The sequence below is a fragment of the Segatella copri genome, assembly GCF_026015295.1.
Lineage (GTDB): Bacteria > Bacteroidota > Bacteroidia > Bacteroidales > Bacteroidaceae > Prevotella > Prevotella copri_C.
The window spans coordinates 3,841,276-3,861,010 of the sequence record NZ_JAPDUW010000001.1; the positions used below are offsets into that span (position 1 = coordinate 3,841,276).

The 19,735-nt window shown below is 48.1% G+C and carries 19 protein-coding genes; 13 read left to right on the forward strand and 6 right to left on the reverse strand.

What is annotated here, in order from left to right; translation table 11 throughout:
- The first annotated feature begins 117 nt into the window (after positions 1–117).
- From ONT18_RS15915 to folK, 6 genes are all read left to right on the forward strand, one after another.
- A complete protein-coding gene (locus ONT18_RS15915; RefSeq protein WP_022122070.1) occupies positions 118–996 on the forward strand; it encodes a cell division protein FtsX in 879 nt (292 codons plus the stop codon).
- Between the two features lie 75 nt (positions 997–1,071).
- Complete coding sequence (locus ONT18_RS15920; protein WP_006849068.1) at positions 1,072–1,302, forward strand: DUF3098 domain-containing protein; 231 nt, start codon at positions 1,072–1,074, stop codon at positions 1,300–1,302.
- Between the two features lie 29 nt (positions 1,303–1,331).
- Positions 1,332–2,177, forward strand: a complete 846-nt coding sequence (locus ONT18_RS15925; RefSeq protein ID WP_118139305.1) for an undecaprenyl-diphosphate phosphatase — start codon at positions 1,332–1,334, stop codon at positions 2,175–2,177.
- Between the two features lie 9 nt (positions 2,178–2,186).
- Positions 2,187–2,903, forward strand: a complete 717-nt coding sequence (gene truB / locus ONT18_RS15930; RefSeq protein WP_022122068.1) for a tRNA pseudouridine(55) synthase TruB — start codon at positions 2,187–2,189, stop codon at positions 2,901–2,903.
- 13 nt (positions 2,904–2,916) lie between these two features.
- Positions 2,917–4,101, forward strand: coding sequence for a tRNA preQ1(34) S-adenosylmethionine ribosyltransferase-isomerase QueA (gene queA, locus ONT18_RS15935; protein WP_006849071.1), 1,185 nt, complete (start codon positions 2,917–2,919; stop codon positions 4,099–4,101).
- A gap of 93 nt (positions 4,102–4,194) precedes the next feature.
- Positions 4,195–4,602 carry a 2-amino-4-hydroxy-6-hydroxymethyldihydropteridine diphosphokinase gene (folK, locus tag ONT18_RS15940; protein WP_022122067.1) on the forward strand — a complete coding sequence of 136 codons (408 nt, stop codon included), beginning with the start codon at positions 4,195–4,197 and terminating at the stop codon, positions 4,600–4,602.
- 66 nt (positions 4,603–4,668) lie between these two features.
- Here the strand turns inward: folK and ONT18_RS15945 are convergent, their stop codons facing one another.
- Both ONT18_RS15945 and rpsO read right to left on the reverse strand, forming a co-directional pair.
- Positions 4,669–5,790: a helix-turn-helix transcriptional regulator gene (locus ONT18_RS15945; protein ID WP_264906715.1), complete on the reverse strand. Its 1,122-nt coding sequence runs from the start codon at positions 5,788–5,790 to the stop codon at positions 4,669–4,671.
- A gap of 95 nt (positions 5,791–5,885) precedes the next feature.
- Positions 5,886–6,155, reverse strand: coding sequence for a 30S ribosomal protein S15 (gene rpsO, locus ONT18_RS15950; RefSeq protein ID WP_022122065.1), 270 nt, complete (start codon positions 6,153–6,155; stop codon positions 5,886–5,888).
- Between the two features lie 184 nt (positions 6,156–6,339).
- On the opposite strand from rpsO, the gene typA reads away from it, so the two are divergent.
- Together typA and ONT18_RS15960 are read left to right on the forward strand one after the other, a co-directional pair.
- A complete protein-coding gene (typA, locus tag ONT18_RS15955; protein WP_022122064.1) occupies positions 6,340–8,142 on the forward strand; it encodes a translational GTPase TypA in 1,803 nt (600 codons plus the stop codon).
- Between the two features lie 57 nt (positions 8,143–8,199).
- Entirely contained in the window at positions 8,200–9,111 is a 912-nt protein-coding gene (locus ONT18_RS15960) for a transporter (protein ID WP_420377713.1), read from the forward strand.
- A 21-nt stretch (positions 9,112–9,132) separates the two neighbouring features.
- On the opposite strand, the gene ONT18_RS15965 is transcribed toward ONT18_RS15960, so the two are convergent.
- The 3 genes from ONT18_RS15965 to ONT18_RS15975 form a co-directional block, all read right to left on the reverse strand.
- Positions 9,133–9,618: an S-ribosylhomocysteine lyase gene (locus ONT18_RS15965; RefSeq protein ID WP_117587516.1), complete on the reverse strand. Its 486-nt coding sequence runs from the start codon at positions 9,616–9,618 to the stop codon at positions 9,133–9,135.
- A gap of 115 nt (positions 9,619–9,733) precedes the next feature.
- Positions 9,734–10,432 (reverse strand): 5'-methylthioadenosine/adenosylhomocysteine nucleosidase, encoded by a 699-nt coding sequence (locus tag ONT18_RS15970; protein ID WP_264906719.1) that lies wholly within the window; start codon positions 10,430–10,432, stop codon positions 9,734–9,736.
- Positions 10,433–10,501: 69 nt separating this feature from the next.
- Entirely contained in the window at positions 10,502–10,672 is a 171-nt protein-coding gene (locus tag ONT18_RS15975) for a hypothetical protein (RefSeq protein ID WP_264906721.1), read from the reverse strand.
- Positions 10,673–11,227: 555 nt separating this feature from the next.
- Between ONT18_RS15975 and ONT18_RS15980 the strand changes: the two genes are divergently transcribed.
- A complete protein-coding gene (locus tag ONT18_RS15980) occupies positions 11,228–11,329 on the forward strand; it encodes a BRO family protein (protein ID WP_264906723.1) in 102 nt (33 codons plus the stop codon).
- Here ONT18_RS15980 and ONT18_RS15985 read toward each other — a convergent pair.
- Positions 11,326–12,003 carry an outer membrane beta-barrel protein gene (locus ONT18_RS15985; RefSeq protein ID WP_238405583.1) on the reverse strand — a complete coding sequence of 226 codons (678 nt, stop codon included), beginning with the start codon at positions 12,001–12,003 and terminating at the stop codon, positions 11,326–11,328. The genes ONT18_RS15980 and ONT18_RS15985 overlap by 4 nt on opposite strands.
- A gap of 239 nt (positions 12,004–12,242) precedes the next feature.
- Between ONT18_RS15985 and ONT18_RS15990 the strand changes: the two genes are divergently transcribed.
- From ONT18_RS15990 to ONT18_RS16005, 4 genes are all read left to right on the forward strand, one after another.
- Positions 12,243–14,750 (forward strand): YfhO family protein, encoded by a 2,508-nt coding sequence (locus tag ONT18_RS15990; RefSeq protein ID WP_264906725.1) that lies wholly within the window; start codon positions 12,243–12,245, stop codon positions 14,748–14,750.
- Positions 14,751–14,765: 15 nt separating this feature from the next.
- Positions 14,766–15,587 carry a GSCFA domain-containing protein gene (locus ONT18_RS15995; protein ID WP_264906727.1) on the forward strand — a complete coding sequence of 274 codons (822 nt, stop codon included), beginning with the start codon at positions 14,766–14,768 and terminating at the stop codon, positions 15,585–15,587.
- Positions 15,588–15,639: 52 nt separating this feature from the next.
- Positions 15,640–18,117, forward strand: coding sequence for a bifunctional UDP-N-acetylmuramoyl-tripeptide:D-alanyl-D-alanine ligase/alanine racemase (locus ONT18_RS16000; protein ID WP_264906729.1), 2,478 nt, complete (start codon positions 15,640–15,642; stop codon positions 18,115–18,117).
- A 239-nt stretch (positions 18,118–18,356) separates the two neighbouring features.
- Positions 18,357–19,721 carry a PTS galactitol transporter subunit IIC gene (locus ONT18_RS16005; protein ID WP_234563940.1) on the forward strand — a complete coding sequence of 455 codons (1,365 nt, stop codon included), beginning with the start codon at positions 18,357–18,359 and terminating at the stop codon, positions 19,719–19,721.
- Positions 19,722–19,735 lie beyond the last annotated feature (14 nt).

Here is a 19,735-nt window from a genome sequence, read left to right on the forward strand (position 1 = left end):
TTGAATAAATGTAAATAAATGCTATTTTATTTTGTAATCTCTTCGTTTATGCGTATCTTTGCAGACAATTTGGGTCATTGTGCCCTTTTGGTTTTAAGTTAGTAAAGATTTTTAAAAATGAGAAAGAAACAATATAAGCCTAGCAATCATCGTGGATTGCAGGTCATTACTTTGTGTATCAGTACCGCTATGGTGCTCATTTTGTTGGGGTTAGTTATCTTCTCTGTCCTCATGGGACGTAATCTCTCTTCCTATGTGAAGGAGAATCTCGTGGTACAGGTGATGCTCGAACAGGATATGACTAACCCGGAGGGATTGCAGATGTGTAAACGCCTGAATGCAAGACCTTATGTCAATACGCTGACTTATATCACCAAGGAAGAGGCACTGAAAGAAGCTACCCGCGATTTGGGTACCAACCCGAGCGAGTTTGCCGGTGTCAACCCTTTCCAGCCTTCCATAGAGATTACGACGAAGGCAGATTACGCGAACAATGATTCTTTGAAGTGGATTGCCAAGGAACTGAAGGCATTCCCACGTGTTACCGAGGTTACTTATCAGCACGACCTGATAGAACAGGTGAACAATTCGTTGGCAAAGATCAGTATCGGATTGCTGATTGTAGCAGCCCTGCTCACCTTCATCTCGTTCTCGCTGATTAACAATACGGTGCGTCTGGGCATCTATGCCCGCCGTTTCTCCATCCATACGATGAAGCTGGTAGGTGCATCCTGGGGCTTTATCCGCCGCCCGTTCCTCCGCAAGGCTATGCTTGTGGGCGTTGTTTCTGCATTGCTGGCAGATGGTTTCCTGGGCGGTTGTCTCTATGCATGGTCGCTCCACGAACCTGAGTTGATGAACGTTTTGGGCTGGCAGGAACTTGCCATCACCGGCGGCTCCGTCTTCCTCTTCGGTATCATCATCACCGCCTTCTGTGCCTGCATCTCAGTCAATAAGTTCCTGAAGATGAAGGCGGGAGACTTGTATAAGATTTAGTTAATAGTTAAAAGTTAATAGTTTATAGCAATCTTGCTATCAACATTCAACACTCAACATTCAACATTAAAAAAAATGGATAAGAAGAATTTAGCATTCGACAAGATGAACTTTATCTTGTTAGGCATCGGAATGGCGATTATCATCATCGGTTTTCTGCTGATGAGTGGCGCCGGTTCTAACGAGCATACCTTCGATACTGATATTTTCAGTACCCGTCGCATCGTTGTAGCACCAACCGTAACATTGATAGGTTTCCTTTCAATCATCTATGCGGTGATACATAAGCCGAAAGACAATGAATAATTTATAATTAATATACATATTATTATTAGATGGATTTTATTCAGACTATCATTATCTCTATCGTAGAGGGACTGACCGAGTTCTTGCCTGTATCCAGTACGGGCCACATGATTATAGCCGAAAATTTGCTGGGTGTAGATATCCAGGATAAGTTTGTCAACGCCTTTACTGTCATCATCCAGTTTGGCGCCATCCTTTCTGTCATCTGTCTGTATTGGAAGAGATTCTTCTATCCAGAGGCTGTGAAGACCGGTGAGAAGACCTATTTGAAGGCGATGTTCGATTTCTATGCCCGTCTGGTTGTAGGTACCGTGCCTGCCGTGGTTTTGGGTCTTGCCTTCAATGATTTCATCGAGTCAAACCTTGGCAATGTACAGCTGGTGGGCTGGATGCTTGTCATCGGCGGTATTTTCATGCTCTTCTGCGATAAGATATTCAATAAAGGCAGCGAACAGACCAAGCTTACTTACAAGCGTGCCCTGATTATCGGTTTCATCCAGTGTATAGCGATGATTCCTGGTGTATCGCGCTCCATGTCAACCATCGTGGGTGGTATGTCCCAGCGTCTTACCCGTAAGGCAGCAGCCGAGTTCTCATTCTTCCTGGCAGTGCCAACCATGTTTGGCGCCACCTGTCTCGAGGTTTATAAGCTCATCAGCCATGGCGGCGGCTCATTGCTCACCCAGGGCAACAACCTGTTCACATTGATATTAGGCTCAGTGGTGGCATTCATCGTTGCCATTCTCGCCATCAAGTTTTTCATCAATTATGTCACCAAGTACGGTTTTGCTGCTTTCGGCTGGTACCGTATCGTAGTAGGACTTATCATTATCATCTGCGGCCTTTGCGGTGTAGATATGCAGATGGTTGACTAAACATAAACTATGGATTTCAGAAAAGGAGAAATTATTGCCATCGACAAGCCTTATCGCATGTCGAGTTTCGGAGCCCTGGCACATGTTCGCTATCTGCTCAGCAAGAAGCTCGGTTTTAAGGTGAAGATAGGACATGCCGGTACGCTCGATCCCCTTGCCACTGGCGTGCTGGTGCTCTGCACCGGTAAATGTACCAAGCAGATAGAACAGTTGCAGACCCATACCAAGGAGTATACAGCTACCCTGCAGCTCGGTGCTACTACCGCCAGCTACGATAAGGAACATAGCGTGAATCACACCTATCCTACGGAGCATATCACCCGCCAGCTGGTGGAGGAAACGCTCAAGCAGTTTGTGGGCGAGATTCAGCAGGTTCCGCCTACCTACAGCGCCGTAAAGGTGAATGGCGACCGCTCTTATGCCTTGCGCCGAGCAGGCGAAGAGGTTCAGCTCAAGCCGAAGACCGTGCGTGTAGACGAGATAGAACTCACCGATTATAACGATGAGGAGAAGACCGCCAGCATCCGCGTGGTTTGCGGCAAAGGTACTTACATCCGCTCCCTCGCCCGTGATATCGGCAGGGCTCTCGATAGTGGCGCCTACCTTACCGCCCTCCGCCGTACCAAGGCAGGAAGTTTCGCAGTAGAAAACTGCATCAGTTTTGAACATTTCCAGGAATGGCTTGATGAGCAGCCTCTCGAAGACAGCCTTCAGCCATCCAAGTAATAAAAAATATAACATGAAGCTATCACAATTTAACTTTAAGTTGCCAAAAGATCAGGTGGCACTTTATCCACATAAGGCAAAGCACGTGGTAAAAACGGCTAGTGGTGAACGTACATTCGAGATTACTCGCCGCGATGAGTCCCGACTCATGGTTCTCCACAAGAAGTCAGAAACCATCGAGATGTACAAGAAAGATGAAAACGGCAAGGATATGGTTGATGCCGATGGTAATCCAGTATTCCTGCAGTTCAAGGATATCGTGAATTACTTCGAAGAGGGCGATACCTTCATCTTCAACAATACCAAGGTTTTCCCAGCCCGTCTTTATGGTACCAAGGAGAAGACCGATGCCAAGATTGAGGTGTTCCTGCTCCGTGAGCTCAATCCTGAGATGCGCCTTTGGGACGTATTGGTAGAGCCTGCCCGCAAGATCCGTATCGGCAACAAGCTTTTCTTCGATGATGTCAACGAGATGGTTGCCGAGGTTATCGACAATACCACCAGCCGTGGCCGTACCCTCCGTTTCCTCTATGATGAGGATGGCAATCATGATGTCTTCAAGCGTTCGCTCTTCGCTTTGGGCGAGGCTCCGCTTCCTCGCTACGTTATCGATGCACGTGAGGATCATCACGCTACAGAGGATGATATGGATGATTTCCAGTGTGTTTTCGCTGAGGTAGAGGGTGCTGTTACTGCTCCTGCTACCGGTCTTCACTTCTCACGCGAGCTGATGAAGCGTATGGAAATCAACGGTATCAACGAGGCTTATATCACCCTGCATTGCGGTCTGGGCAACTTCCACGATATTGAGGTGGAGGACCTTACCAAGCACAAGATGGATTCTGAACAGATGATGATCAGCCAGGAGGCATGCGATCTGGTTAACAAGACCAAGCTTGCCGGCCATCGCGTCTGCGCTATCGGTACCAGCGTGATGAAGGCAACAGAAACGGCTGTAGGCACCGATGGTATGATGAAGGCTTTCGATGGATGGACCAACAAGTTCATCTTCCCTCCATACGATTTCGGTCTTGCTGACTGTGCCGTAGCCAATTTCTATCATCCGGAGTCAACCCTGATGATGAGTACTGCAGCCTTTGGCGGTTACGATCTGGTTTACGAGGCATACAAGATGGCTGTGAAGAATGGCTATATGTTTGGCTGCTATGGTGATTCTTTGTTGATGCTTCCAGATTAAACAGCGGTATAAACAGTTTATATACACATAGAAGTTGTTGATATTCTGGGTTTTAGCTTAGTTATCCACAATTTTATAAAAGTGTGAATAAGTATGTATCAGGTATATTTAAGTCTCGGTACGAATTTGGGCAACCGAAAGCGCAACATTCGCGAGGTAATAGAAAAGATAGGAGAGCAGATTGGTGTGGTAGAGCGCCAGTCTGCTCTTTACGAAACCAAGCCTTGGGGCTATTCATCTCCCAACGACTATATCAATGCCTGTGTGCTGGTTCTCACCACGATGGCTCCGCGCCAGGTGTTGGAGGCAACCCAGCGCATAGAGCGCGAAATGGGGCGCACCATGAAGTCGGTGGATGGCGAATACCAGGACCGCATCATCGACATTGATATCCTGATGATAGATGACTTGGTGATAGATGAGCCCGATTTCAAGGTTCCCCATCCGTTGATGGAGGAGCGTGAATTCGTGATGAAACCGCTGAAGGAGATACTTAAGTAATTTATTTTTAGCAAGTATACAAAAACGGGCTAGGAGCTTTTTCGCTCCCAGCCCGTTTTCTGTTTCTTATCTTTCTTTATTCCTGCTGCGTTCTTTCATCCAGGCAGATGGCGTAACACCTTCTGATTTGGCAAAGACGCTCGAAAAGTAGGGCAGCGAGGAGAAACCTACGTTGTAGGCGATATCCTTCAGCTTGGCATCAGGATGCTCGCTCATCATTTTCTTGGCTTCTTCCAGGCGCAGACTCGCTATCCAACTGCTGAAGTTCATGCCGAATTCTTCCTTGATGAAGGAGGAGAGGTAGGTCTTGTTGGTATACAGCTTGGTGGCAAGATCATCTATCGTGAACTGGTCCTTCAGATACGATTTCTCCTGAATCCATTCCGTTACTCTAGGGCGCAGCGTTTCGATGTAGGCTTTCTTCGGACTGGCTTCTCCGCTCTTTTCTTCTTCCGTCTTATCGCAGTCTGCCTTCATCAGCGTCTCGTATTCTGAGGCATAGTTGATGATGTTTACCAGAATATAGAGGTTCATGCCTACCACATAGAATTGCACCAGCCAGTTGAATAGGGCACCCGTACGGATAGATATCACGCCCAGTATCAGCATGCCGTAGAAGAGCCAGTGGCTCACCTTGAGCCATCTGATGAAATGGCTCTTCTCGTTCGAGAAGTAGTTTTCGAAGAGGGCGTTGCTTCTCAGATAGCACTTGTTGAAGTAGTAGATATGCCCTATGAGCATCTCCAGCAGTCCTATCAGGGCGATAAGCAGCAGGGGTATCTGGTATGCCTTCAGCGCATCTGTCATGGCGATAAGGGCGAAGAAAGCCGTCATTGTGAACTTTACGGCTATCGTCCTGCAGCGCTTCCGGGAGATATAATGAGGGTCGAGCAGACTGCTGAGCGAGAAGCTAAAGCAGATGCCCATCAGATAGAAGAGGATGATGTCGAAACAGGGAACCCAGTTGTTATATTCCGTCCAGCTTCCTGTAAATGAAGCTATCCAGATCCATATATTCAGGCTGATGAGCATCATTCCGCCTGCCATCAGTCTTTTAGATCTGCGGAAAGTTTTATAAACGGCTGTATCAGGTGTCTGGTAGAGCAACAGGATGGTTGCCAGCGTCAGATAGATGATGCTGGTTATGGTTACAAGTTCTACAAAGTGCTGTTCTAAGAAATGAATCATATTCTTTTTTTATTTATGAGTAAGCAAGAAAAATCCCATCGCTCTTGCGAACGATGGGATTCTGTTCTGTTAAGCAATGTGTCTGCCTAAGCTGATTACTTACGAAGACCGAGGGCCTTGATGATAGCACGATAGCGATTGATGTCGCGATCATACAGGTAATCGAGCAATGCACGACGCTTTCCTACAAGCTGTGTCAACGCACGTGTTGTAGTATAATCTTTACGGTTCTTCTTAACATGTTCCGTCAAATGAGCAATACGGTATGAGAACAATGCTATCTGGCTCTCAGCTGAACCAGTATCAGAGTTAGACTTTCCGTACTTGCTAAAGATCTCTTCTTTTTTTGCTTTGTCTAAATACATAGCTGTAAAAACTTAATTTAATAAAATATGAATATGTTTAATTTTGTGCATCTGATGACCTTCCTCACGGCGGTTTCATTAAAAATGCGGTGCAAAGATACAACTTTTTGCCGAATTATGCAAACATTTCGGGATTTTTTTGTAATTTTGCACCCAAATTTAAGTATTTAAGGTAAAAATTAAAATGCAAGACATTAGAAACATTGCAGTTATTGCACACGTTGACCATGGTAAGACTACATTGGTCGACAAGATGATGCTCGCCGGTAAGCTGTTCCGCGACGGCCAGGATAACAGCGGCGAAGTGCTCGATTCCAACGACTTGGAGCGCGAGCGTGGTATAACCATTCTCTCAAAGAATGTATCTATCAACTGGAAAGGTACTAAGATTAATATCCTCGATACTCCTGGACACTCTGACTTCGGTGGTGAGGTTGAGCGCGTGCTCAACATGGCAGACGGATGCCTCCTCCTCGTCGATGCTTTCGAGGGTCCAATGCCTCAGACCCGTTTCGTGCTCCAGAAGGCATTGCAGCTCGGACTGAAGCCTATCGTTGTTGTTAATAAGGTAGATAAGCCTAACTGTCGCCCTGAAGAGGTGTACGAGATGGTGTTCGACCTGATGTGCGACCTCGATGCTACAGAAGACCAGCTCGACTTCCCTGTAGTTTACGGTTCTGCCAAGAACGGTTGGATGGGCGAGGACTATAATCATCCAACAGACAATATCGATTATCTGCTCGATAAGATTATTGAGGTTATCCCTGCTCCTAAGCAGCTCGAGGGTACTCCACAGCTCCTTATCACATCACTCGATTACAGCTCTTATACTGGTCGTATCGCCGTAGGTCGTGTTCACCGTGGTACATTGAAGGACGGCATGAACGTTACTATCTGCCACCGCGACGGAACCCAGGAGAAGACCAAGATCAAGGAGCTCCACACCTTCGAGGGTATGGGTCATAAGAAGACCGATCATGTAGATTCAGGCGATATCTGTGCCGTTGTCGGCTTGGAGAAGTTTGAGATTGGTGATACCATCTGCGACTTCGAGAACCCAGAGCCACTGCCTCCAATCGCTGTCGATGAGCCTACCATGAGCATGCTCTTCACCATCAACGATTCACCATTCTTCGGTAAGGAAGGCAAGTTCTGTACATCACGCCACATCCAGGAGCGCTTGAACAAGGAGCTCGAGAAGAACCTCGCTCTCCGCGTACAGCCTTACGAGGATTCTACCGATAAGTGGATTGTATCAGGCCGTGGTGTGCTCCATCTCTCTGTACTCATCGAGACCATGCGCCGCGAGGGCTATGAGCTCCAGGTAGGTCAGCCTCAGGTTATCTACAAGGAGATTGACGGTGTGAAGTGCGAGCCTGTAGAGGAGTTGACCATCAATGTACCAGAGGAGTTTGCTTCTAAGATGATTGATATGGTAACCCGCCGCAAGGGTGATATGACCTCTATGCTGAACATGGGCGAGCGTGTAGACATCGAGTTCGATATCCCATCACGTGGTATCATCGGTCTGCGTACCAACGTGCTTACCGCTTCTCAGGGCGAGGCTATCATGGCTCACCGCTTCAAGGAGTATCAGCCATACAAGGGTGAAATCAGCCGCCGTTCTAACGGTAGCATGATTGCGCTTGAAACCGGTACTGCCTTTGCTTACGCCATCGATAAGCTGCAGGATCGCGGTAAGTTCTTCATCGATCCGGGTGAGGAAGTTTACGGAGGCGAGGTTGTAGGTGAGCATGTTCACGACAACGACCTGGTAGTCAACGTAACCAAGGCTAAGCAGCTTACCAACGTGCGTGCTTCCGGTTCTGACGATAAGGCCCGCGTGATTCCTAAGACCGTGATGAGTCTTGAGGAGTGCCTGGAGTATATCCGTGAGGACGAGTACGTAGAGGTAACTCCAAAGAACATGCGTATGCGCAAGATTGAGCTTGATCACCTGAAGCGCAAGCGCAGCAACAAAGACTAAACAGAAATGTTTTTGTGGAGATTTTTTAGAAAGTTTTCATTGCCCTGCTCCCTGGTTATGGGAGCATTGGGCTACCTGATATTCGCCAATGTGCCCTTCCTGGTGCCCATTGGCGATTATTGTGGTCCGAGGTTGGTAAGTCTGATGCCGGTAGTGCTGTTCTCCCTGCTCTATGTTACTTTCTGTAAGATAGAAATCAAGGAGATGAAGCCTAAGGCGTGGCATTTCATCCTCCAGCTCATCCGCACCTCGCTGGCATTGATGATGGTGGTGCTCATCTTCGAGTTCGGTTCCGATTACAGTACCAAACTGGTTCTCGAGGGTGCCTTCATCTGTTTCATCTGTCCTACGGCTGCCGCCGTGGCTGTGGTTACGGAGAAGTTGGGCGGCAGTATCGGTTCGCTGACCACCTATACGGTCATCGCCAACATTTTTACGATGATCATCATTCCGAGTCTTTTCCCGATGGTAGAGAAGGGGGCAGACGTATCGTTCCTCATGATGAGTGCGATGGTGTTCCGCAATGTCACTACCGTGCTGGTGGTGCCTCTGCTGCTTGCCTTGCTGAGCCGCCGGTTCCTGCCAAAATGGGTGGATAAGGTGAAGAATGTAAAGGATTTGGGTTTTTATATGTGGTGTTTCAACCTTACGATACTGATGGGCGAAACGGTTCGCAACATGCTCCATGCCGAGGTATCGGGCGTAACGATGCTTCTGCTGCTCTTTGTACCGCTGCTGGTATGTCTCCTCCAGTTTGCCATCGGCAAGGCGGTAGGCAGGCATTTCGGTGCGAGTATCAGTGCCGGTCAGGCGTTGGGACAGAAGAATACGGTAGTGGGTATCTGGCTCACCCTCACCTTCCTGAATCCTCTTGCTGCCGTAGCACCGGGTGCCTATGTAGTATGGCAGAATCTGGTGAATGGCTGGCAGTTATGGTATAAAGAAAAATATGGCAAGCTTAAGTGGTAAGCTTGCCATATTTTTTTGTTTCTAATCCTGGGTAGGGTAGATGAGGTTTTCTTCCCTGATGCAGCAGAGTACCTCATCCAGATATTTTCTGGCTTCATATTTCGCCATAGGCAGGTCGTGGAGCAGGTAGTTGCCGCAGTCCTTTGCCGCCTGTCCCGGAATCTCACCCTCGAAATCGGCGATAAACTTAAAGGTGCGCTTCATCAGTTCCACGATGTCCTTGCTCTCCAGGTCGCCCTTGATAAGGAGATAGTTGCCCGTGAGGCATCCCATCGGTCCCCAGTAGATGATGCGGTCCTTCCACTCCTCGTCGTTGCGCAGGTAGGTGGCAGCCAGATGCTCAATGGTATGGATGGCGCCATTGTGCAGACAAGGCTCCTGGTTAGGCACCTTCATGCGGATATCGAATGTTGTGATGACTTCTCCGCCTACTTCGTCCTTACGGCTCACGTAGATGCCGCGGAGCAGCTTATTGTGATTGATTGTAAAACTTGGAATCTTATTCATCTTTTTTATAATGTTGAATGTTGAGTGTTGAATGTTGAGTGTTGAGTGTTGAATGTTGAGTGTTAAATATTGAGTGAAGAATCATTCAACATTCAACACTCAACATTCAACACTTCTAAAGACTTTCGAGGAAAGCCTTGGTAACATTGAAAGAGCCTTCAGCCATTTTAGCCCAGAAGTCGAAATACTGCTGTGCCTTGGTATCTTTCAGCGGTACATCGCTGATGATGCGGAAGGAGATGAAAGGTGTCTTGTAGATGTGGCAGGTCTGGGCGATAGAGCAGCTCTCCATATCCACCGCCATCGCCTGAGGGAAGTGTTCCAGGATAGAGCGCATCTTCTCCTTGCTGTCTACAAACCATTCGCCGCTCACAATCTGTCCGGCGTGGATCTTCGGGTGCCTATTGCCCGGCAGGTTGTTGATGGCGAGTGCCTTCTCCACATATTCCTTAGGTGTTTTGAAGGAAGCCGGCATGCCCAGAATCTGTCCGAATTCGCATTCCTCGCCGCAGTAGGCATCGTGGTAAACGCAGTTGGTAGCCACTACCACCTCCGTCACGTTGAGGGTGATATCAGCGCCTCCAGCCACGCCTGAAGAGATGACGAGGTCAGGGTGATAGTTGTCAATCATTTCCACGGCACCTATGGTACTGTTCACCTTACCGATGCCGCATTGTTGCATCACCACCTCGTTATTGCCTATCTTTCCGATAACGAAGTCTTTATAATTTTTTCTCTCAACCTGCGATTCGGTCAATAATGTTTTGAGTTGCGCGAACTCCTTGTCCATCGCAACGATAATTCCTATTTTCATCTTGTATACTAACTTTTGGGTGCAAAGTTACTAAAAATATTGCAGAGAGTAGCAAAGTTTAAGGAGTTTTTAAGGAAAAAGGCTTTTAAAGGTAAAAAAGTAAAAAAGCCCCCGATGCGTGATGAACCGGGGGCTTCGGTCGGTTACCGAAGTAGCATACCACTTCTTCTTACCTGCGTTTTCACCAGTCTGAGGTGTGCGCTGTACTTTACGATATTTCAATGTTCCTTTCTGTTCCATAATCTTTAGTTTTAATGTTGAATGTTGAATGTTGACTTGGTGGGGTGCACAAGCCTTCTTGAATCACAGTGCAAAGATACTGCAATTTCCCGATACCACCTAATTTCAGCGTGTGATAAAGCGCGATTTTCAGCACGCTTTCAATCCGAAAACTGTTAAACAATCTAACTCGCCGTTTTGCGCCCCGCAACTCATACTTTTTCAGAAGAGAAAACATAGAGTTAAAGAGAAGAAAACACAGCACCTTATTCAGTATTCAGTTATTCAGTTTTTTTTTAAGGGGTTACTTCCCCCCCCTAAAAAGTAAAGTTTATATACTATCTGTATATCTATATATATAATATATATAATATATATAATATAATATAATAATAAAAATACATTACAAAATAACCAATCCCTTTCTTTCGGGTTTTCAAACCCTTTATCCATGTAAGGGTTTAAAAAAAACTGAATAACTGAATACTGAATACGGATGGTCTTACCCATGCCCCCTGTTTTAGGGTGCATGGGTAGTTTTTTAAAAAAGGAGAACCGCAGTTCTGTGCCCAACAGATGCTCTATGTTAACGAGAGCGGTTCCTATGCTTTGGTTCTCGGCTCTAAGCTTTCTACTACCGTGAAGTTCAAGAACTGGGTTACTGCCGAGGTTTCCTAAAAGTTAACTCCGAAATTGAGCTGGAGGGCTCCATTGCGCGATTTGTCGAAACTGTCGTGGCAGATGTTGGCAAGACCGATATCGTATGTGAGATCGGCATAGAACATGTCGTAGCCGATGCCGCAGCCGATGCGGATACCACCATCAAGGCGGCGGAAGTTTGCATCCTTAAACGAACTCTCTGCTTCACGCTCGGCAAAGTTCTTGATCTTGCCTCCTACACCTACGGCAAAATAGCCGCCTACCTGAGGCTGGATGGAGAAGTGGTCGTCTACCTCGTACTTGTACTTCAGTACGGCTGGAATCTCAAGATAATTGAGATCGTAGGTCATCTTCTTGCCTTCAGGAAGATCCTTCTTGCCACCTTTCTCTATATATGAAAGTCCGGTTTCGAGATAGAGTGGGGCGCTGTCGGTCAATGGGATGCCGGCTACTACGCCCACATTCAGGCCGGTCTGCCAGTCGCCACCATCCAGACGGGAATCGTCGGAATTGACAAAGGTGAAGGCAGGACCGATGCGGAATCCGTAATACGGACTGCCGTAGTTGTGGTTGTAACGGTAGTCGAGATGCCCCGTCTGCTTGTTATAATATCTGCTGTCACGATAATTCTGTGCTGCTGCCGGCATCAGAGCCAGGAGCAATGCCATCATGATGAATGCTAATCTTTTCATAATTCTTATTCTTTTATACATTAATATATTCTGTTTGAAGAAACTTGTTTTACGGTGCAAAGGTAGGGATAAAAAACGAAACGGCAGTGAGTGTTTCCCTAAATGATAGAGGGGAACCCCTATTTCTGACCTAATACAACTTTCTCAACAAAAAAAATATAAATTTTTGCTATATTTTTTTGTTTTGTCTCCAATTTGTGCTATCTTTGCCTTCAAATTATAAACGTTTATATAGAAATATGAAATTTTTGAAGAAGTATCTACTGGATATTCTGGTAGTTATTGCATTTGCAATCATCTCCTTCGTCTACTTTATGCCTGCCGATATGGACGGACGAATCCTCTTCCGACATGATGCAGCAGCAGGAAAGGGACTGGGACATGAAAAGGAACTCTTCCAGCAGCAGACGGGAGAGACTACACGATGGACGAACTCGGTGTTTGGCGGTATGCCTACCTATCAGATGTCGCCTTCGTATGACAGTAATCAGGTGCTCAGCCAGATTGTGAAGGCATATCATCTGTGGTTGCCAGACTATGTATGGTATGTTTTCGTATACCTCCTGGGCTTCTATATCATGCTGCGTGCCTTCAACTTCAGACAGTCACTGGCGGCGCTGGGAAGTATCATCTGGGCATTCTCGTCCTACTTTTTCATCATCATCGCTGCCGGACATATCTGGAAGGTATGGGCGCTGGCTTATCTGCCTCCGATGATTGCGGGCGTGGTGCTTGCCTATCGGGGCAAGTATCTCAAGGGACTGCTCCTTACTGCCATCTTCTCGGCTTTCGAGGTGCAGGCTAACCACGTGCAGATGACTTATTACTACCTCTTTATCATCCTCTTCATGGTGATTGCCTTTCTGGCAGATGCCATCAAGAAAGGTGAACTCGCACGCTTCGGAAAGGCTACGGCGGTATGCGTGGTGGGTGCCCTCATCGGTATCTCACTCAACCTCTCGAACCTTTATCATACCTGGCAGTATGGTCAGGAAACCATGCGTGGAAAGAGCGAACTAGTAAAGAAAAATGTGGCTAACCAGACCAGCAGCGGTCTGGATAGAGACTATATCACACAGTGGAGCTATGGTATCGACGAAACCTGGACGCTGATGATTCCGGATGCCAAGGGCGGTGCCTCAGTTCCGTTGGCACAGAACCAGCAGGCGATGGAGAAGGCTGATCCTAACTTCGTTCAGATTTACCAGCAGCTGGGACAGTACTGGGGCAACCAGCCGGGAACGAGCGGACCGGTATATGTAGGCGCCTTCGTCTGTATGCTCTTTATCCTCGGTCTGTTTATCGTGAAGGGTCCGATGAAGTGGGCGCTGCTTGCTGCCACCATCCTGAGCATCCTGCTCGCTTGGGGTAGAAACTTCATGCCGTTTACCAATTTCTTCCTCGATTATGTGCCGATGTATGCCAAGTTCCGAACGGTGGCATCTATCCTGGTTATCGCAGAATTCACCATCCCGCTCCTGGCGATGATGGCGCTGAAGAAGATTGTGGATGAGCCGGAGATTCTGACAGAGAAGATAAAATATGTATATGCCAGTTTCGGTCTGACAGCAGGCTTCTGTCTGCTCTTTGCCATCATGCCGGGCGTATTCTTCCCTGATTTCGTATCGGTACAGGAGACACAGGCGCTGCAGCAGTTGCCTCAGGAGTATATCTCTCCAATCATGAGCAATCTGACAGATATCCGCAAGGGCATCTTCACATCCGACTGCTGGCGTTCGTTCTGGATTATCCTCATCGGTTCGGCATTGCTGATGCTCTTCAAGATGAAGAAGCTGGGCAAGGAATATATGATTGCCGGTATCGCCGTGCTCTGTCTGGTGGATATGTGGATGGTGAACAAGCGCTATCTCTACGATGATATGTTCGTGGACAAGGCGCAGCGCGATACACCGCAGCAGATGACCGAGACCGACAAGATTATCTGCCGTGACAAGGCACTCGACTACCGTGTGCTGAATCTGGCATCGAATACATTCAATGAGAACGAGACCTCTTACTACCACAAGAGCATCGGCGGTTATCATCCAGCCAAGCTCCGTCGCTACCAGGAGATGATTGATGCACATATCGCTCCTGAAATGCAGAAGACGATGCAGGCGGTAGCTGCTGCGGGCGGCGATATGACCAAGGTGAACGGCGACAGTATCTATCCGGTATTGAACATGCTGAATACCAAATACTTCATCATGCCGCTGCAGGGCGGACAGACCGTTCCGGTTCAGAATCCGTATGCCTACGGCAATGCATGGTTCGTAGACGAGGTGAAGTATGTGAACAATGCCAACGAGGAAATCGATGGCGTGGGCAAGGTGAACCTCCGACATGTGGCTGTGGCTGAAGCCAAATTCAAGGAACAGCTGGCGCAGAGCGTGAAGCAGGATGATACTTCGGTGGTGAAGATGACGCAGTATAAGCCGAACAACCTGACTTACGAGGTGAAGTCGAGCAAGGGCGGCGTGATCGTATTCTCTGAGATTTACTATCCGGGCTGGACGGCTACGGTTGATGGACAGCCGGCTGAGCTGGGCAGAGTGAACTATATTCTGCGTGCGTTGAACGTGAAAGCAGGCAGCCACAAGGTAGTGCTCGATTTCCATCCTCAGTCGCTCAAGAATACCGAGACGGTGGCTTACATCGGTTATGGCGTTCTGGCTCTCCTTATTATAATAGGTGTAGTGGTTGAGGTGAGAAAACGCAAGAAGGCTTCTCCGGAAGTGAATGAATAAAAAGGAGAAAGACTTATGCTGTTTCGCACAGAAATAGATATTCCGAAGGCCGACTTCGAGATAGGGGCGGCAGAGCGGATGCTCTTTGTGGGCAGTTGCTTTGCCGACAATCTGGGTAGGCGGTTTGTGGAGAACCGCTTCCGGGCTACGGTGAATCCCTTCGGGGTGATGTATAATCCGGCAAGCATTCTCCATACGGTAGAGAAATGTTCCGAGGTCCGTCCCCGGGTGGCTGTCTTTACGCTGGGTACCAACCATGTGTATATCCTGAAGGAGACGGGCGAGATAGTGGACAACTGCCAGAAGCGCCCGCAGCGCCTCTTCGAAGAGCGGGAACTGAGCGTGGACGAATGTGCCGGCTATCTGCAGAAGGCTATCAATCTGCTGAAATCGCAGACTGCAGCATCTGATGGCAGTGAAGGCACTCTGAAGGTCATCATCACGGTAAGCCCTATCCGCTATGCGAAATACGGCTATCACGGGAGTCAGCTTTCGAAGGCTACGCTCCTGCTGGCAGCCGATAAGTTGGTGAAGGAGAATCCGGGGGTGGTGAGCTATTTCCCGGCTTACGAGATTATGAACGATGAACTCCGTGACTACCGCTTCTACAAGGAAGACATGCTGCACCCGAGCGAACAGGCTGTGGAATATATCTGGGAGCGGTTCCGGGCAACTTACTTCGGCAAGGCAGCAGAGCAGTTTCTGGAAGACTGGAAGCCTATCCGCGAAGCACTCGGCCATAAGCCCTTTCATCCCGAGAGCGAGGAACACCAGAAGTTCATCGCCAGGACGGAAGAGAAGAAAAGACAATTTGAGGAGAAATATCATCTCTTATAAAATGGAGAAATATCATCTCTTATAAAATAAAGAATATTTAAATAACAAGACAATGACATATACTATTGAAAAGGTAACCACACTGATAGGTGCGCGTCGCTATGGAGACAATGATACCAACATCGGTTTTATCCTGACCGATAGTCGTTCACTTTGTTTCCCAGAGGAAACTCTGTTCTTTGCGCTCAAGTCGGAGCGTAATGATGGTCATAACTACATCCCTGAGTTGTATCGCAGAGGTGTGAAAAACTTTGTTGTAACGAATGTGCCTAAGGGCTATGCTTCTGATTATCCGGGAGCCAACTTCCTGAAGGTAGTAAACACGCTCGAGGCTCTCCAGCGTCTGGCTGAGCGCCACCGTGACGAGTTTAACATCCCTATCGTAGGCATCACGGGTTCAAACGGCAAGACCATGGTCAAGGAGTGGCTCTACCAGCTGCTCTCGCCAAGCATGTTTGTTACCCGCAGTCCGCGCAGTTACAACTCTCAGATAGGTGTGCCATTGTCGGTGTGGCTGATGAACGAGCAGACCCAGGTGGGCGTTTTCGAGGCAGGTATCAGTATGCCTGGCGAAATGCTTGCCCTGCGTGACATCATCCAGCCAACCATCGCCGTACTGACCAATCTGGGTGCTGCGCATCAGGAGAACTTCTCTTCCTTGGAGGAGAAATGCCGGGAGAAACTCATCCTCTTCCATGATGCAGAGACCGTAATCTATGATGGCGATGACGAGGTTATCAACAAGGTGATAGCCGAATATCCCGACTATAAGGGCGAGAAACTCTTCTGGTCGCTCAAGAATGCGGAGGCTCCTTTCTATGTAAAGAACATCGAGAAGCAGCAGAGCGTGAGCGTGATTACCTATATATATAAAGGTGAGGAAGACAGCTTCTCTATCCCGTTCATCGACGATGCATCTGTACAGAATGCCATCATCTCTGCTGTCGTGGCATCGAAACTCGGTCTTTCGGCTGAAGATATCGACAAGCGCATGACACAGCTCGAACCTGTGGCAATGAGACTGGAGGTGAAGGTAGGACAGCACGGATGTACGCTGATCAACGACAGCTACAACAGTGATATCAATTCGCTTGATATCGCCCTCGACTTCATGAACCGCCGTCCAGACCATCGCGGTCGTCGCCATACACTGATATTGAGCGACATCTACCAGAGCGGTCAGGCACCGGAGGCATTATATAAAGAGGTGAGCGATTTAGCCCGTAAACGTGGCGTGGTAAAGTTCATCGGTATCGGTCCTGAGCTCTGCAAGCAGCACGATGTGATTCAGATTTCAGAGAAGTTCTTCTTCCCGAATGTAGAGGAATTCATCGCCAGCGAGGTGTTTGCTTCCCTGCGCGATGAGGTGATTCTGCTGAAAGGCGCCCGTCAGTTTGGCTTCGACCAGCTCACCGAACTGCTGGTACAGAAGGTACACGAGACTACGCTGGAGGTGAATCTGAATGCCGTGGTAGCCAATCTGAACTACTACCGTGCGTTTATGAAGCCGGAAACCAAGCTGGTATGCATGATTAAGGCAGACGGCTACGGTGCAGGTGCCGTGGAGATAGCCAAGACCCTGCAGGATCATCGTGTAGACTATCTGGCTGTGGCTGTAGCCGATGAGGGTGTTACGCTGCGCAAGAACGGCATCACCAGCAACATCATGATCATGAATCCGGAGATGACCGCCTTCAAGACCATGTTCGATTACGACCTGGAGCCGGAGGTTTACTCTTTCCGTCTGCTCGATGCGCTCATCAAGGCAGCTGAGAAAGAGGGAGTAACCGGTTTCCCTGTCCATATCAAGCTGGATACCGGCATGCACCGCATGGGCTTCGACCCTGAGAACGATATGGAGGAACTCATCGGCAAGCTGAAGCACCAGAATGCCATCATCCCACGTTCTGTGTTCTCTCACTTCGTGGGCAGTGATGACGACAGCTTCGATGATTTCTCAGCTCATCAGTTTGAACTCTTCGACAAGGGCAGCAAGCAGTTGCAGGCAGCCTTCGACCATAAGATTTTGCGCCATATCTGCAATTCGGCAGGTATCGAGCACTTCCCGGAGCGCCAGCTGGATATGTGCCGTCTGGGACTCGGACTCTACGGTATCAATTCGCGCAACAACAAGACCATCAACTGCGTGAGCACCCTGAAGACAACCATTCTGCAGATGCACAACGTGAAGGCAGGTGACAGTGTGGGCTACAGCCGCAAGACGATTCTCGACAGAGACAGCGTCATCGCAGCCATCCCTATCGGATATGCTGACGGACTGAACCGCCGTCTGGGCAACCGTCATGCCTACTGTCTGGTGAACGGCCAGAAGGCAGAATATGTGGGCAACATCTGTATGGATGTGGCGATGATAGACGTGACCGACATCCCTTGCAAGGAAGGAGATTCGGTAGAAATCTTCGGCGAGCATCTGCCTGTCCAGACACTGAGCGATATCCTCGAGACCATCCCTTACGAGGTACTGACCACCATCAGCAACCGTGTGAAGAGAGTTTACTTCCAGGACTAGGAAGTGAAGAGGGAAGAATGAAGACCGATTCGGTAAAAAATCATTTAAAAAACGTATAAAAATAGAGAAATCCTATCAGAAATGTTCTGATAGGATTTTTTTTTGCGTAAATTTTTCCATCAAAACGTATTGTAATTGAAGAAAAAAGTGTATCTTTGCACACAACAAATCATTAAAAGACAAAAGAGGGTGCTCTTTGTCGTGTATTTTCTAACAATTAAACAATACTACAAATTAAAATGGAACAAGTATTTAGCTATATTATCAGTCTCGGTGCGAGCGTGATGATGCCTATCATCTTCACGGTTATCGGTCTGTGTATTGGCATGAAATTCGGAAAGGCTTTGAAGTCGGGACTCTTCGTAGGCGTGGGTTTCGTAGGCTTGGGCGTGGTAACAGCATTGCTGACTACCAACTTCAACGACCCATTGAAGGCTATTTCTGACATCTACCACCTACAGTTAAACGTTTTTGACATGGGATGGCCTGCAGCTGCAGCTGTAGCTTACAATACAGCAGTGGGCGCATTGATTATCCCAATCTGTCTGGGTGTCAACTTCCTGATGTTGATTACCAAGACAACACGTACCGTAAATATCGACCTCTGGAACTACTGGCACTTCGCCTTTATCGGTGCGGTGGCTTACTTCGTGATGGGCCAGAGTTTGCTTTGGGGCTATTTCGCAGCTATCGTCTGCTACATCAACACGCTGGTCTGTGCAGACCTGACAGCCGACAGATTCCAGAAATATTACGATTTGGATGGTATCTCTATTCCGCAGCCATTCTGCCAGAGTTTCATGCCATTCGCAATCGTTTTCAATAAACTCTTCGATATGATTCCGGGCTTCTCTAAGCTCGATATTGATGCAGAGGGACTGAAGAAGAAGTTTGGTGTGCTCGGCGAGCCACTGGTACTCGGTGTTATCGTAGGTGCCCTGATAGGTTGGGCAGCCCAGCTCGATATCAAGAAGATTCTCTTCCTGGGTGTAACGATGGGAGCCGTGATGGAGCTGATTCCTCGTATTACAGCCCTGTTTATCGACGGTTTGAAGCCTATCTCAGAGAAGACACAGGAGTTGGTGAAGACCAAGTTTAACGGCAAGAAGGTTCATATCGGTATGAGTCCTGCCCTGGTTATCGGTCATCCTACTACCTTGGTAGCATCTGTGATTCTGATTCCGGTTATCCTGGCTATCGCAGTCTTCCTGCCAGGCAACCAGTTCTTGCCTTTGGCATCGTTGGCAGGTATGTTCTACCTCTTCCCAATGATTCTGCCGTTTACAAGAGGTAATGTGGTGAAGACGCTTATCATCGGCCTGGTAACCCTCGTCATCGGTCTCTATTTCGTTACCGATATGGCACCAGACTTTACACTGGCAGCCAACCAGGTTTATGCAGCTACAGGCGATAATGCCGCTCATATCCCTGACGGATTCTCAGGTGGTGCACTCGATTTCGCATCCTCTCTCTTCGGATGGGTTATCTATCGCGGTGTGAAGCTTTCATACGTAGGTATGGGTGTTCTCGCAGTCATCACAGTAGCCATGATGGTTATCAACCGTCAGCGCATCGTGAAGGAAGAGAGAAAGGTAAAAGGGTAAAAAATAAAACAAGA